Below are 14,273 nucleotides of genomic sequence, written 5' to 3' on the forward strand. Positions count from 1 at the left end.
TGCGGCGCCCGGCCAAAGTGTTTTGTGCACTGCGGCGCAAAATCGGCTGGATCGCCCCGCTCATCGGGGCGTCCCGTTCAGCCCGCTTCGAGGCCGGCAGTGGCGGACAGTTCGTCGTGGCCCAGCGCGCCGGGGGAGCGGGCGATCACCCGGTTGCGGCCCAGGTTCTTGGATCGATACAGCACGTCATCGGCGGCGCGCAGCAGGTCCTGCACGTCAGCGAAGCGTTCGTAGCCCCCTTGCGTGGCCACGCCGGCGGAGAAGGTGACGAACAGCGGCCCTCCCTCGAGTTCGGCCATCGGCGTGGCGACAATGTTCGCCAGTACGCGCCGGATCACCTCCAGCGCCACCGATTCGCTGGTATTGGGCAGCAGCGCCACGAACTCCTCGCCACCGAAGCGGGCGACGGTGTCGCTGTTGCGCAGCTGGCCCTGCAGTTTGCCGGCGAAGGCGCGCAGCACCTCGTCGCCGGTCAGATGACCGTGGGCGTCGTTGATCTTCTTGAAGTCGTCCAGGTCGATGAAGGCCACCGAAAGCGGCCAGCCATGCCGGCCGGCGCGCAGGAATTCCTGCTCCAGCACCGCTTCCAGCTGGCGCCGGTTGAGTACGCCGGTCAGCGCGTCGCGGTGGGCCTGGTCGGCCAGCCGCTTGGCGCGCGCCTCGAATTCATCGGCGCGTCGCCGTGCCTGGTCGGCATCCTGCATTTCGCGCAGGTTGCGCAGGGTGGCCAGCTCCTGTGCGTGATCGATCAGTTCGTGCACCCGCGCCGGAGAATTCAGGCCGGCTTCGAACAGGCTGGCGATATCGGGCAGGGCATCGCTGATGCGGGCCAGGACCTGGTCGAAGCGGGCGCTGTCCAGATCCAGGCGGTCATGCACCTGCTGCAGCGCCCGTTCGCGGGCCGCGTCGGCGTCGCCGTCCAGCCAGATGTCGGCGACCGCGCCGGACAGCTGCACGCACGCCTGGAAGGGCGAATCGGCGGCGTCCTCGTCTTCGCTGTGGCTGATGCTCTCCACCAGGTAGCGCGGCAGGCCCCACTGCTCGGCCACCCAGGCGCCGACATCGGCGTGGCTGCAGCCCAGCACGTCGCGTTCGCGGGCAACCAGGTCGAGGTTGTCGCGTGCTTCACGCAGCAGGGGCAGGTAGCGCTCGGCTTCGGCCTGCGCCAGGCACAGCACGCCCATGTCCTGCAGCAGTCCGGCCAGCATCAGCTCTTCCAGGCGGCGCAGCCCGCGCGCCTGGCCGAGCTGGCTGGCGGCCAGTGCACTGAGGATGCTGCGCTTCCAGGCCCGCTGGCGCAGGTCGTGATCGGCACCGCTGCCGGTCAGTCCCTGGGTGACCGTGAAACCCAGCGCAAGGCTGATGGTGGCGTTGAGGCCCAGCATGGTCAGTGCCTGGCCGAGATTCTCGATGCGCCGCCGGCTGGCGTACAGCGGCGAGTTGGCGATGCGCAGCATGCGGGCGCTGAGCGCCATGTCGATGGCGATGATGTCGGCGGCGGTGGCGATGTCCGCTTCCGGATCCTGGGCCAGTTCGATGATGCGCAGGGCAATACCGGGTGGCGAGGGGAGGTTGCGGCAGAGCGCCAGGGCAGCTGTCAGCTCGGGAGGCATGGCGGATCGTTCAATTCCATTAGGGCAAGAATACCTAGGAATTCATCACAGTCTGCGACTTTCTATCCTGCTATGTGACTGAGGATTCCCTGCGCCGAGTATCGGCCTGATTCGCGCGCAACGCAAAGTTCACTGACGCATAAAAAAAGAGCCGCGGTTCCCCGCGGCTCCTTCTGGTCGCTTCACAGCCGGAAGGCTGGACTCAGACCTGCATCGCCTTGGCAACTTCGGCGGCGTAGTCTTCCACCACCTTCTCGATGCCTTCGCCGACGACCAGCAGCTGGAAACCAGCGACGTCGGCGCCGGCGGCCTTGACCACCTGCTCGACGGTCTTGTCGCCGTCCAGCACATAGGCCTGGCCGTACAGGGTCACTTCGCTGACGATCTTGTTGATCTTGCCGCTGATGATCTTTTCCAGGATGTCGGCCGGCTTCGACTTGTCCTTCTCGGACATCTTGGCCAGTTCGATTTCCTTTTCCTTCTCGACGAAGTCGGCCGGAACGTCGGCGGCCTTGTTGTGCGGCGGCTTCAGCGCAGCCACGTGCATGGCCAGGCCGCGGGCCAGTTCGGCGTCGCCACCGACCAGGTCCACCAGCACGCCGACCTTGCCATTGGTGTGCACGTAGGCACCCACGGTGTTGTTGCCGTCGACCTTGGCGATGCGGCGGATCTGGATGTTCTCACCCAGCTTCTGCACGGCCAGGGCGCGGGCTTCTTCGACGGTCTCGCCGGAGGCCAGCTTGGCGGTCTTCAGCGCTTCGACGTCGGCAGCGCCCGATGCCAGGGCGGCAGCGGCAACGGCGTCGACGAAGGTCTTGAAGTTGACGTCGTTGGCGACGAAGTCGGTTTCCGAGTTGACTTCGACCAGCACGGCCTTGCCGCCGTCCTGTGCCAGGCCCAGACGGCCTTCGGCGGCCACGCGGTCAGCCTTCTTGTCGGCCTTGGCAGCGCCGGACTTGCGCAGCAGTTCCGCCGCAGCGTCGATGTCGCCGGCGGCTTCGGTCAGCGCCTTCTTGCATTCCATCATGCCGGCGCCGGTGCGCTCGCGCAGTTCCTTGACCAGGGAAGCAGTGATTTCCACGGGATTACCTCACGAAAGAAAGGGGTTGGGCCGGCATGGTGGCCGGCCCGTATGACATGGTCCTGTCACGCGCCGAGGGCGGCATGCAGGAGGGGTGGGCGCTGGGGCCCACCCCGGGGCCTGGATCAGGCCTGGGCTTCGTCGCCCTTCTTGGCGGTCTTCTTGGCCGGAGCGCGACGGGCCGGCTTCTCTTCGCCTTCAGCGGCGGCTTCAGCGAACTCTTCCTCGCGCACCGAGGCGGCGTGCGGAGCAGCGGCCTTGCCTTCCAGCACGGCGTCGGCGGCGGCACGGGCGTACAGCTGCACGGCGCGGATGGCGTCGTCGTTGCCCGGGATGGCGTAATCGACCAGCTCCGGGTTGTAGTTGGTATCAACCACGGCGATCACCGGGATGCCGAGCTTCTTGGCTTCCTTGATGGCGATGTCTTCGTGGCCGATGTCGATGACGAAGATGGCGTCCGGCAGACGGTTCATGTCCTTGATGCCGCCCAGCGAGGCTTCCAGCTTGTCGCGCTCGCGACGCAGGCCCAGCACTTCGTGCTTGACCAGCTTCTCGAAGGTGCCGTCGGTTTCACCGGCTTCCAGTTCCTTCAGGCGGGCAACCGACTGCTTGACGGTACGGAAGTTGGTCAGGGTGCCGCCCAGCCAACGCTGGTTCATGAACGGCATGCCGCAACGCTCGGCTTCTTCCCTGATGGTTTCGCGGGCGCTGCGCTTGGTGCCCAGGAACAGGACGGTGCCGCGCTTCTGGGCAACCGACGAGATGAAGTTCATCGCGTCGTTGAACAGCGGGACGGTCTTTTCCAGGTTGATGATGTGGATCTTGCCGCGGGCGCCGAAGATGTACGGAGCCATCTTTGGGTTCCAGTAACGGGTCTGGTGGCCGAAGTGGACGCCGGCTTCCAGCATCTGACGCATGGTGACCTGGGGCATTGCAGTACTCCTGATATGGAACCAGCGATTCCGCCCGCGGGACAGGTATGCGGGACGCGTGGAAGCGCGATCGGTTCCGGGGTTGGGCTTCCCTGTTGCCTCCGTGGCCGAACTCCTTGCGGAGCACCCCGGCACGGATGGGGGCAGCAGGTGTGGATTCACCGGTGACGTCCGGTGTGGACGATGGTCCCGCGCACTGGGCGGCAGGGCATCCCGGCGATTATAGCCCGGCCGGAGGGTTCGCCGCAATTGACGGGTCCCATGCGTCCAGAACGACCTCCCGGCCGTCCTGCAGGCGGGCCCGGAAGCGGCCGCCGAGATAGCCGTCGCGGCGTGCCGGCAACGTCCAGCGCCTTTCCCGTCCTGCCAGCACATAGCCGGCCAGGCCCGGCAGCAGCACGCTGCGATGGCCGCCGGCGGACTCGAATGAAAGCCCGTCCAGGCGCGCATGCAGGCGGCCCGGGTTGTCCAGTCGCAGATGAGTCTGCGACCCGTTGGATTCGACGCGTGCACGCACGGCCGGGCGCGCTGACGACGCAACCGCGCCCTGGAACAGCGGCAGCGAGTAGCGTGGCAGGCTGCTTCTGCCGGGGGCGAGCACGATACGGTAGGCCTGCTCGGCAGCGACCGGGACGGCGCTGCGGGGCAGCAGCCAGACCCGCTGGCGGGCGCCGGGCGCCAGATCCAGTCGGGTCGGACTGGCCAGGATGCGGTCGCTCGGCTGCAGCCGTTCGGCGTCCAGCTGCTGCTCCCAGGCCAGGATCTGCACCTCGCCCTGCCAGCGCTCAGGGCCGGGGTTGTGCAGCCAGAGTTCGGTGCGGCCTCCTTCGGCGGGCAGCTGCAGGGTCGTGGGCAGCAGGTCCAGTGCGGCGGCAGGCAGCCCCGGCAGCAGCAGGAACAGGGCAAGGAGCGCGCGCATCGGCATCAGTAGATGAATGTCGGCGCGGCAGGAGCGTCGTCGGTGGGCGCGGCTGGCGCGGGGGCGAGTTCACGCAGCTGTGCCGGCAGCTGCGGGGCATCGCTGCGCTGGTGCGGAACGGCACACGCGCGGCCGCCGGCATCGCCCTGGCAGGCTTCCACTACGACCAGACGCACCTGCACCGGGGCTGCCGGCTCGGCCCAGGCCAGGGGGGCGGCGAGCATCATCGCCAGGATCGGAACTGCGCGAACCACCTGTCATCCACCGTGCCGGGATACCTGCTGGACGCTATCGACCGGGCGCGCCGAATCTGTAGGGCGGCAGGTGCTGCCGGCACCGGTCAGTAGGTGATCGTCACCTGCACCACATCGTTGTAGGTACCTGCCGGCGGCTGGCCGGTGACCGGCGGCACCCGGCCGTAGATCGTCAGCTGCTGCGCACTGCCGGTACCGGTTCCGCTGGCGGTATCGACGGTGAGCGTGCTGCCCCAGCGCTGGCTGCGTGCGCTGTCGCGGTACAGCTCATAGGCCAGGTAGTAGCTGCTGCCCCCGATGGTGGTGCGCATGCGCCGGGTCGGGGTGGCCGGTGGATTGTTCTGGCCGTTGTCCAGGCCGATCTGGAACGCCGTGTTCTTCAGGCAGGTCAGGGTCAGGGTGGCGGTCCGGTCGATGTTGCTGGTGATGCCGCCGGTGACGTTGCCGAAGTCCAGCGGGGTGGTGAGGTAGCTGCCGCACTGTGGCAGCACGGTCGCGGTCGCGGTGAAGCTGAAGGCCGCGCTGGCGCTGTTGGTACCGGTGGCGCCGCCGTTGCAGGTGGCCGGTACGGTCGCGTTGCCCAGCAGCACTTCGTTCCAGGCCCAGGTCAGCACCACGTCGGCGCCGCTGAAGGTGCTGCTGTAGTTGCCCGCGGCCAGCACCTGGTTGGCCGGGATCTGCGCGAACAGCTGGGTGGACTGCGCGCCGCTGCCGCCGACCACCAGCGGCACGTTGTAGGTCATGGTCAGCTCCTGCGCTGGCGGCGTACCGCGGGGAACCAGGCCGGTGACCTGGCTGTAGCCGGCATTGTTGTAGAGCTGGAAGTTCAGGGTGTCGGGAGGGGTGCCGGTACTGGTGCGCAGGGTCCGCCAGGTGCTGCTGCTGCCACCGCCGCTGCCGGCACCGATGCCCACGCACACGCGCACGCCGGTGGTGGCCAGCAGGCTCAGCGCCGCCGTCGTGCAGGTGACGGTGATGTTCAGCGTGGCCGGGGTGGGGCCGGGGGCATTGCTGTTGACGTTGCCGAACGGCAGGGTGGGGTTGGCGGTGGCCGTGCACACCGCCGCCGCGTGCGCCGGTGTGGCGGCCAGCAGGCCCAGCACGAGCAGCAGGACGAGCACGGGCACCTTCATGGCGCCACCTCGGGAATGCACGGCACCGGTGCCGGGCAGGGCCGGGCGCCGCTGGCAGCCACTTCCGGTGTGGCCGGCACCTTCACCCGGCACTGGCTGTGGCTGGTGGTGATGTACAGCACGCTGCCTGGCGCCACGTCCTCCAGGTAAAGCAGGCCATCGTAGCCGACGGTGGCCTGGCGACCCTGCGGCAGCTGCACTTCGCTGCCCACCTCCAGCGGTTGTCCGGCCATGTCCTGCAGGACCAGGGTCAGCGACGGCCGCGAGCGCAGATGGAACGTCACGCCGGTACCGGCGCGCTGGCGGGGCGTCACCCAGTCCTCGACGCGGTCGGCGCGCATGTCCGCCGGCAGGTCGAGCGTGTCGATGGAGACCCGGTTGCGCTGCCACGACAGCAGGGGGCTGACCAGCAGCAGGCCCCGGTCGTCGGTGACGCCGATCAGGCGGTTTTCCAGCCGTACCGGCACACCGGCGACGCCGCTGGTGCTGACCACCGCGAAGGCGTCGGAGACCTCGCGGGTGGCAAAGGTGTGCCCGTCCATCCACACCAGGCTGCCGCTGGCGCTGGCATAGGCGTAGTCAATGCCGGCCTGGCGCGATGCGCCGAGCGCGTAACGCCCCACGTCGTTGAGGATGCCGACCTCGGCCAGGCCGCCTGTGCCCTCGTCGCCCCCGCGCACCTGCGCGCGCCAGCCGATGCCGCCGGCACTGCCATCGCCGGGGACCGGCTGGGTGATATCGGCCACCCAGGCCTGGCTGTCGCCGTTGCGCTGGCTGGAGAGGCTGGCCTGGCGGTTGTTGCCGAGGCTCGCGCTCACTGACAGGTAGATGTTGCGGTCGTCGCTGCTGTCCAGATTCTGGTTGACCGAGAGGTAGGCCGACCAGCGCTGGCTCCAGGTGCGCGACCAGAACAGGCTGGCATAGCGGTTGTCGTCGCCATCGGGGTAGCGCAGCCGCAGGTAGCTTGCGCTCAGCGTTCCCAGCCCCAGCAGATCGAGACCGGCAGTGGCCTGTTCGCTGATGCGCGGGGGCAGGTTGTCCTGCAGCGCGCCCAGATCGCGGTAGTCGCCGTGGGTGCGTACGCTGCGCACATTGAAATTGAAGCGGCGGTTGTTCCAGCTGTAGCCCAGCGCCCATTGGCCACCCTGCAGGCCCTGCAGGCGGCTGTGCGCGTAGGCGGCATTGAACACGCCGGCCTCGCCCGCCAGCCACCAGCCACCGACGCCGGCCTGCAGCAGGCCGCCACCGCCTTCGGCGTGCGCTTCGCCGGTGAAGGTGTCGCTGATGCCGCCACGCCAGCTGGCGCTGGCCACCGTGCGGCTGTCGTACTCGAAAGAGCGTTCGCCGAACGCTTCGCGCAGTTGTCCGGCACCGACCGACCAGTCCGACAGGCCCTTGGCCAGCAGCTGCTGGGTGCCATAGAAGCTGAAATCCAGCGTCTGCATGCGGCCGAAGGCATCGGTCACCACAACCTGCGCGGTGCCGGTGCCGCTGATGCCCGGCTGTGCCGCCAGCTGGAACGGTCCGACCGGCACCTGGCCGCTGTACTGGCGCAACCCGTCGACGTACAGCTCCACCGTTGACGGCACCACCGCCTCGCCCAGGAAGCCGGGCGTCGGTGTCAGCACGCGGTAGGGCTGCAGCCCGTAGTTGCGTCCGACCTGCACGCCGCCCAGGCGCACCGGCCGGGTCCAGTCGACAAAGCCGCTGTAGAAATCACCGATCTCCAGCGTGGTCGCCGACTCGGGAAAATCCAGTGTCCAGTGCGTATCCAGGCGCACGCTTTCGCTGCGCCAGTGACGGTCGTCCGGCTGCTGGTAGCGACGGGTGACCGCCGTGTTCTCGAAGGTGCCGCTGCCGATGCCGAACAGGCGCAGTTCCGAGCTCAGGGTAAGGTTACCGAGTGCTTCGATGCGGCTGCCGTACACGTCGTAGTTGAGCAGCAGGCCCGGCGAGGCGCTGCCGGCCGGCGTACGCACCTGCGGGCGGCCGAGCAGGGTGGTGGGCAGGGTCAGCTGGTCCAGCGGCACATCCAGCGCCAGTGTCTGCAGTTGGGCGTCGTAGCGCGCGACCACGCCGCTGATCTGATCCAGAAACACCGGTGCATCGCCGGTGGCACTGAAGCCGAGCTGGCGCAGCACCTCCGGACTGGCCTGCAGGCGACCACGTGCTTCAGTGAAGGGCAGCAGGCCGCGCGGCGTGCTGTTCAGTGAGACGTCCAGGTACAGCGTCTGGCTGGCCGTCAGCGGTGTCGGGGGAGGCAGCAGGGCATCGGCGGAGACGCCGGAGATGCCGGACACGTCGGCGGCCGGAGCCGCGGGAACCCACGCGGCAGCGAGCACCGTGCCCACCACCGCCTCAGCGAGCCGGTGGCGGCGATAGCGGTGTCTGCGTCGACTCGCCATTGATCTTGGCCGTGATCTGGTCGTTGTCCCGGTCGACCGCCGTGCGCTCCACGGGCCAGCGCATCACCTGGCCGGGCAGCACATAGCCCAGCAGGCCGGGGTGGACGATACGCGGGCGTTCGACACTGCCCAGCGCCAGGTCGGCGATCTGCGCGTAGCTGTCGCCGGAATTGTCGATCTCGACGCCACTGCGACCATCGTCCAGCCGCAGCAGGCGTGCCTGCAGGCGCGGTGCCGGCGTGCCCCCAGCCGGCTGGATGAATACCGGGATCGAATAGCGCAGCACGAACTGCATGCCGCTGGCGCGGGTGGCCAGGTCCGGCACTTCGTCGACGATCAGGCGGTAATGCTGCTGGGAGGCCGGTGCCTCGCTGTCCGTGCGCATCACCCGCACCAGCTGCTGCTGGCCTGCGGCCAGTTCCTGCATCGGTGGGGTGGCCAGCAGTCCATCGGCAGGCAGCAGCTGCTCATTGCCATCCTGCTGGACCCAGCGGAACACCCGCACCTGCAGCTTCACCGGCGCGGTCCCGCTGTTGGTCAGCCACAGCTCGGCGGCACGCTGGCGGGGCTCCAGCTGCAGGGTGGTGGGCGCGACCTGCAGACTGGTGGCGGCGGAGGTGGCCATGGCGCTGGCCAGCAGGCAGGCGAGCAACGCCACGCCGGCGGCGCGCCACAGGCGGGGTCGGGACATGGAGGCGTGCTCCATCAATAAGTGATCGTGGCGGTGATCGTGTCCAGGTAGTTGCCGGCGGCCGCGTTGTTGGTGCTCAGGTTCAGGATCTGGCCGTAGACGATGTAGGGGACCGCCAGGCCCGTGCCGATGCCGGCCTGGGTATTGGTGCCGGTCGTCGACCCCCAGACCAGGCTGTGTGCCGCGTCGCGGTACAGCTGGTAACCGACGTAGTTGTTGGCGGTCACCGCCGCGTCGGTGTTCTTCATGCGCCGGGTGGTGACGTCGCCGGCCGTACCGGCGTTCGCACCCGCGTTCAGCGCGATCGTATACGGGGTCAGCGCAGAGCACTGGGCGGTCACCGAGCCCTGGCCCAGGGTAGGTATCGCGGTGGTCGATGCGGCGGTACCGAAGTCGACGTTGGTGGCGGCCGCGGCCGTGATGGTGCAGGCCTTGGTAACCACGAGGGTGACGTTGAAGGTGGTGGTATCGGCCGCCAGCGCCGGGCCGGCCAGCAGCAGCGCGGTCATGGCCCCGGCAAGGGAGGAGCGCAGTGGGATTCGCATGGACAACCTCCTTGACCCGAAGGTCCGTTGAACAAGGCGAAGGCGGCACGTTCGGGGCCGCTTCGGCGACGCTGGCGCCAGCTTAGGACCGCCAAGTGTCTGTAATCCGTGATAAACAGGGGCTGCGGAATGTGGGCGCGATCACGCTTTCGCTCGCCTTGCCGGAACTGTGCATGGCCGGGAACGTCCAGTTGGGTGGCGTTCGTTCAGATTGCGGCCGGATCGGCGATAATGGGCGCCATGAGCGTGAATCTGAAAACCCCGCAGGAAATCGAGATGATGCGCATCGCCGGCCGCCTGGCCAGCGAAGTGCTGGACATCGTCACCCCCCACGTCAAGCCCGGTGTCACCACCGAGGAACTGGACCGCATCTGCCATGACCATATCGTCAACGTGCAGGGCGCCATTCCGGCCAACGTCGGCTACCGCGGCTTCCCCAAGACCGTGTGCACCTCGGTCAACAACGTCATCTGCCACGGCATTCCGAGCGAAGGCAAGGTGCTCAAGGACGGCGACATCGTCAACATCGACGTGACCGTCATCAAGGATGGCTGGCACGGCGACACCAGTCGCATGTACTTCGTCGGCACACCGTCGGTGATGGCGCGCCGCCTGGTGGAGACCACCTACGAAGCGATGTGGCGCGGCATCCGCGCGGTACGTCCGGGGGCGACCCTGGGCGACATCGGCCACGCGATCCAGAGCTATGCCGAAGGCGAGCGCTTCAGCGTGGTGCGCGAGTACTGCGGCCACGGCATCGGCAAGGTCTATCACGACGAGCCGCAGGTGGTGCATTACGGTCGCCCGGGGCAGGGCCTGGTGCTGCAGCCGGGCATGACCTTCACCATCGAGCCGATGATCAACGAGGGCACCCGTTACAACAAGGTGCTGCCGGATGGCTGGACCGTGGTGACCAAGGACCGCAAGCTGTCGGCGCAATGGGAGCACATGATCGCGGTCACCGAGACCGGCGTTGACGTGCTGACCCTGTCGCCGGGCGAATCGCAGGTCTCCTGAGGATGCTGCCGGCGAGTTCGCTGCTGGACACGCCGGCCGCGTCGCTCAACGACCCGGACTGGGCTTCCGCTGCACGGCAGGCGCTGCAGCAGGCCGATGCGCGGCTGTACCGCCGTTTCGACCAGGGCGACAACATCGAGCGCCTGCTGGCACTGCGCGCGCGCGCGGCCGATCACCTGATCCGGCTGGCGTGGCAGCGCTGCCTGCCGTCCGACAGCGGGCTGTCCCTGTTCGCAGTGGGCGGCTACGGCCGTGGGGAGCTGTTCCCACGGTCTGACATCGATCTGCTGGTGTTCGGCGCGCCGCCAGCGCAGCTCGCCCACGAAGCGGGCCTGGCGCGGTTGTTCGCCCTGCTGTGGGATTGCGGATTGGCGGTCAGCCATGCCGTGCGCTCGGCGGCGCAGTGCCGCGAGGCGGCCGCCGACCAGACCGTGCTGACCGCGCTGATCGAAGCGCGCCCGATCCTGGCCGACGATGCGGCGCGCCGGGCGCTGCGCGAAGCAACCGACGACGACAGCGGACTGTGGCCGGCGCGCACCTTCTTCCTGGCCAAGCTGGAGGAACTGCGCAACCGCCACCAGCGTTTCGGCGATACCGCCGACAACCTCGAGCCCGATCTGAAGGATGGCCCCGGCGGGCTGCGTGATCTCAATACGCTGGGGTGGATGGCGCTGCGCGCGTTCGGCGTTCGCGACCTTGAGGCGCTGGTCGGGCTGGGCCATCTGGGTGCCGACGAAGCCGCGGCGCTCCAGCGGGAGCGCGCGGTGCTGGCGCGCCTGCGCTTCGGCCTGCACCTGGTAGCACGGCGGCCGGAGGAGCGCCTCCGCTTCGATTACCAGAAGACACTGGCCGCGCGGCTGGGTTTTGAGGACGACGCCGAGAACCTGGGCGTCGAGAAGATGATGCAGGGGTTCTATCGCGCCGCTTCGGTGGTGCGCCGGATCAGCGACCGCCTGCTGCAACGCTTCGAGGAGCAGTTCGACGGCGAAGCGCTGCCGGAACCGCTGACCGTGGGTTTCTCGCTGCGCCGCGGCTATCTGGCGGCGAACGAGGCGGCGTGGCCGCGCGGCGACATCGGCCAGGTGTTCGCCCTGTTCGCCGGCTGGGCCAACAACCCGCAGGTGCGTGGCCTGCATTCGCTGACCGCGCGCGCACTGGCCGAGTCGCTGCCGCTGTTGCCCGGCTATGACCAGGCCGATGCCGATGCGCGTGAGCAGTTCATGGCGCTGCTGCGTGGCCAGCGCCCGGTCGACACGCTCTCGCGGATGGCCCGGCTGGGTGTGCTGGGCCAGTGGATTCCCGCGTTCGCCCAGGTCAGCGGGCGCATGCAGTTCGACCTGTTCCACGTCTACACCGTCGATCAGCACACGCTGATGGTTCTGCGCAATATCGGCCAGTTCGCCAGCAGCCGTGCCGACGAGCGCTTCTCGATCGCGCATGAAGTGTGGCCGCGGCTGCGCAAGCCGGAGCTGCTGCTGCTGGCCGGGCTGTTCCATGACATTGCCAAGGGCCGCGGCGGCGATCATTCCGAGCTGGGAGCGGTGGATGCGCGCGCGTTCTGCCAGGCGCATGCGCTCAGTGCCTCGGATACCGAACTGGTGGCGTGGCTGGTCGAACAGCACCTGCGCATGTCGGTGACAGCGCAGAAGCAGGACATCGCCGATCCGGCCGTGATCCATCGTTTCGCAACCCTGGTCGGCAGCCGCGACCGCCTCGACTACCTGTACCTGCTGACCTGCGCCGACATCGCCGGCACCAGCCCCAAGCTGTGGAACGCCTGGAAGGACCGGCTGCTGGCCGATCTGTACTTCGCCACGCGGCGCGCACTGCGCGAGGGCCTGGAGCATCCGGTGCCGGCCGCCGAGCGCGTTGCCGAGGCGCGTGACAGCGTGCGCGCGCTGGTACGCGAACAGGGCTATGACGATGCCACGATCGACCGCCAGTTCGCCGTCATGCCTGATGAAGGCTTCATCCGCCTGCGTCCGGAGCAGCTGGCCTGGCAGGCCGCTGCGCTGGTGCCGGTGAAGCAGGGCCAGGCGCTGGTGAAGGTGCGCCGCATCAGCGTCGACGACCCCGCGCTGGAAGTGTTCGTGCATTCGCCGGATCGCGACGGCCTGTTTGCTGCCATCGTGATGACGCTGGACCGCAAGGGCTACGGCATCCATCGCGCACGGGTACTGGACGGTCCGGCAGGAACCATCTTCGATACCTTTGAGGTCAGCCCCGCCGATACCTTCGCCGATGGCAGCAGCGCCAACCTGGAAGCTGCGCTGCGCGAGGCGCTGGCCGGTGACCTGGGCCGCCTGCGCCCGTCGCGGCGGGTGGTGCCGCGGCAGCTGCGTCACTTCCGCTTCGTGCCGCGCATCGAGTTCCGCGATGAACCCGGCGCAACCCGATTCGCCCTGGTTGCACCCGACCGCCCCGGCCTGCTGGCCGACGTGGCGTTCGTGCTGCGCAACCAGGGCCTGCGCGTGCATGACGCGCGCATTGCCACGTTCGGCGAACGCGCCGAAGACACCTTCGTGATCAGTGACGAACACGACCTCCCCCTGACCGAACCCGCCCGGCAGCAGCTGCATGACGCGATGCTGGCCTGCCTGGACCCTGATCGAAACGCCGGAGACCCCACCTGATGGCCACCAAGCCTGCAAAGAAGACCGCCGCGACCGCCAAGAGCGCAGCGGCCCGAAAGACCACTGCCGCGACGGCCGCAAAGAAGACCGTTGCCCCGGTGAAGAAGGTGGCTGCGGCGAAGAAGCCGGCGCCGAAGAAGGCCCCGGCCAAGAGCGCGGAAGCCGCGCGCGCCGAGACCATCGCCCGCAAGTCGCTGCGCAGGCCGGCCGCGCCGGGCGTGGAAGAACTGAAGTTCGGCATCGAAAGCGCCTTCGAGCGCCGCGCGACGCTGACCCTGCATGAACTGGAGGGCTCGACCCGGGTGCTGGTCAACCGCGTGATCGACGGCCTGGAAAGCGGCGAGTTCCGTGTCGCCGAGCCGGACGGGCAGGGGGGCTGGAAGGTCAACGAATGGCTGAAGAAGGCGGTGCTGCTGTACTTCCGTGTCAATGACATGGCAGTGGTCGACGCCCGTCCGGCCCCGTTCTGGGACAAGGTCGAATCGCGCTTTGCCGGGTACGACGAAGCGAAGTTCCGTCGTGCCGGGGTACGCGTGGTGCCGGGCGCGATCGCGCGCCGGGGTACCTACTTCGGCAAGGATGTGGTGCTGATGCCGAGCTTCACCAACATCGGCGCCCATGTCGGCGAGGGCACGATGGTCGATACCTGGGCCACCGTCGGTTCCTGTGCGCAGATCGGCCAGCATTGCCACCTGTCCGGTGGCGCCGGCATCGGCGGCGTGCTCGAACCGCTGCAGGCCAGCCCGACCATCATCGAAGACCATTGCTTCATCGGCGCGCGTTCGGAAGTGGTGGAGGGCGTAGTGGTCGGCCACCACAGCGTGATCGGCATGGGCGTGTTCCTCAGCCAGAGCACCCGCATCTACAACCGCGCCACCGGCGAGATCACCTACGGCTACATCCCGCCGTACAGCGTGGTGGTGTCGGGCTCGCTGCCGAGCAAGGACGGCACGCACTCGCTGTACTGCGCGGTGATCGTCAAGCAGGTCGATGCCCGCACCCGCAGCAAGACCAGCGTCAACGATCTTCTGCGCGGCCTGGCGGACTGAC

At 68.4% G+C, this 14,273-nt stretch carries 12 protein-coding genes; 3 read left to right on the plus strand and 9 right to left on the minus strand.

Going from position 1 to position 14,273, the window contains the following annotated elements; genetic code table 11:
- Positions 1-77 precede the first annotated feature (77 nt).
- The 9 genes from ACZLIF_RS06875 to ACZLIF_RS06915 all read right to left on the minus strand — a co-directional run bounded on the left by ACZLIF_RS06875 (position 78) and on the right by ACZLIF_RS06915 (position 9,573).
- Positions 78-1,613, minus strand: a complete 1,536-nt coding sequence (locus tag ACZLIF_RS06875) for a sensor domain-containing diguanylate cyclase (protein WP_074900966.1) — start codon at positions 1,611-1,613, stop codon at positions 78-80.
- 202 nt (positions 1,614-1,815) lie between these two features.
- Positions 1,816-2,694: a translation elongation factor Ts gene (tsf, locus tag ACZLIF_RS06880; RefSeq protein ID WP_053518318.1), complete on the minus strand. Its 879-nt coding sequence runs from the start codon at positions 2,692-2,694 to the stop codon at positions 1,816-1,818.
- 125 nt (positions 2,695-2,819) lie between these two features.
- Positions 2,820-3,626: a 30S ribosomal protein S2 gene (gene rpsB / locus ACZLIF_RS06885; protein WP_128989599.1), complete on the minus strand. Its 807-nt coding sequence runs from the start codon at positions 3,624-3,626 to the stop codon at positions 2,820-2,822.
- Between the two features lie 220 nt (positions 3,627-3,846).
- On the minus strand, positions 3,847-4,545 hold the full coding sequence (locus ACZLIF_RS06890; RefSeq protein WP_128989597.1) for a fimbrial biogenesis chaperone: 699 nt from the start codon (positions 4,543-4,545) through the stop codon (positions 3,847-3,849).
- Positions 4,546-4,550: 5 nt separating this feature from the next.
- Positions 4,551-4,799, minus strand: a complete 249-nt coding sequence (locus tag ACZLIF_RS06895; RefSeq protein WP_241685985.1) for a hypothetical protein — start codon at positions 4,797-4,799, stop codon at positions 4,551-4,553.
- Between the two features lie 86 nt (positions 4,800-4,885).
- Positions 4,886-5,932 (minus strand): Csu type fimbrial protein, encoded by a 1,047-nt coding sequence (locus ACZLIF_RS06900; protein ID WP_128989595.1) that lies wholly within the window; start codon positions 5,930-5,932, stop codon positions 4,886-4,888.
- Entirely contained in the window at positions 5,929-8,283 is a 2,355-nt protein-coding gene (locus tag ACZLIF_RS06905) for a fimbria/pilus outer membrane usher protein (RefSeq protein WP_128989611.1), read from the minus strand. The genes ACZLIF_RS06900 and ACZLIF_RS06905 overlap by 4 nt, the downstream gene beginning before the upstream one ends.
- 7 nt (positions 8,284-8,290) lie before the next feature.
- Positions 8,291-9,043 (minus strand): fimbrial biogenesis chaperone, encoded by a 753-nt coding sequence (locus ACZLIF_RS06910; RefSeq protein WP_128989593.1) that lies wholly within the window; start codon positions 9,041-9,043, stop codon positions 8,291-8,293.
- Entirely contained in the window at positions 9,043-9,573 is a 531-nt protein-coding gene (locus tag ACZLIF_RS06915; protein WP_478462471.1) for a Csu type fimbrial protein, read from the minus strand. The genes ACZLIF_RS06910 and ACZLIF_RS06915 overlap by 1 nt, the downstream gene beginning before the upstream one ends.
- A gap of 240 nt (positions 9,574-9,813) precedes the next feature.
- Between ACZLIF_RS06915 and map the strand changes: the two genes are divergently transcribed.
- Genes map through dapD form a run of 3 tightly spaced genes read left to right on the plus strand, consistent with a single transcriptional unit; the run spans position 9,814 to position 14,272 of the window.
- Complete coding sequence (map, locus tag ACZLIF_RS06920; protein WP_111185881.1) at positions 9,814-10,590, plus strand: type I methionyl aminopeptidase; 777 nt, start codon at positions 9,814-9,816, stop codon at positions 10,588-10,590.
- 20 nt (positions 10,591-10,610) lie between these two features.
- A complete protein-coding gene (locus ACZLIF_RS06925; protein WP_478462619.1) occupies positions 10,611-13,223 on the plus strand; it encodes a [protein-PII] uridylyltransferase in 2,613 nt (870 codons plus the stop codon).
- Positions 13,223-14,272 carry a 2,3,4,5-tetrahydropyridine-2,6-dicarboxylate N-succinyltransferase gene (dapD, locus tag ACZLIF_RS06930; protein WP_053518332.1) on the plus strand — a complete coding sequence of 350 codons (1,050 nt, stop codon included), beginning with the start codon at positions 13,223-13,225 and terminating at the stop codon, positions 14,270-14,272. The genes ACZLIF_RS06925 and dapD overlap by 1 nt, the downstream gene beginning before the upstream one ends.
- Position 14,273 lies beyond the last annotated feature (1 nt).

The sequence above is a fragment of the Stenotrophomonas sp. 2201_Sma genome, assembly GCF_056486685.1.

What these genes read in the sequence shown, in the direction of transcription:
- ACZLIF_RS06875 (WP_074900966.1), bottom strand. Translation starts at nt 1,613, where the DNA reads ATGCCTCCCGAGCTGACAGCTGCCCTGGCGCTCTGCCGCAACCTCCCC.
- dapD (WP_053518332.1), top strand. Translation starts at nt 13,223, where the DNA reads ATGGCCACCAAGCCTGCAAAGAAGACCGCCGCGACCGCCAAGAGCGCA.
- map (WP_111185881.1), top strand. Translation starts at nt 9,814, where the DNA reads ATGAGCGTGAATCTGAAAACCCCGCAGGAAATCGAGATGATGCGCATC.
- ACZLIF_RS06900 (WP_128989595.1), bottom strand. Translation starts at nt 5,932, where the DNA reads ATGAAGGTGCCCGTGCTCGTCCTGCTGCTCGTGCTGGGCCTGCTGGCC.
- ACZLIF_RS06910 (WP_128989593.1), bottom strand. Translation starts at nt 9,043, where the DNA reads ATGGAGCACGCCTCCATGTCCCGACCCCGCCTGTGGCGCGCCGCCGGC.
- ACZLIF_RS06915 (WP_478462471.1), bottom strand. Translation starts at nt 9,573, where the DNA reads ATGCGAATCCCACTGCGCTCCTCCCTTGCCGGGGCCATGACCGCGCTG.
- rpsB (WP_128989599.1), bottom strand. Translation starts at nt 3,626, where the DNA reads ATGCCCCAGGTCACCATGCGTCAGATGCTGGAAGCCGGCGTCCACTTC.
- ACZLIF_RS06890 (WP_128989597.1), bottom strand. Translation starts at nt 4,545, where the DNA reads ATGCGCGCGCTCCTTGCCCTGTTCCTGCTGCTGCCGGGGCTGCCTGCC.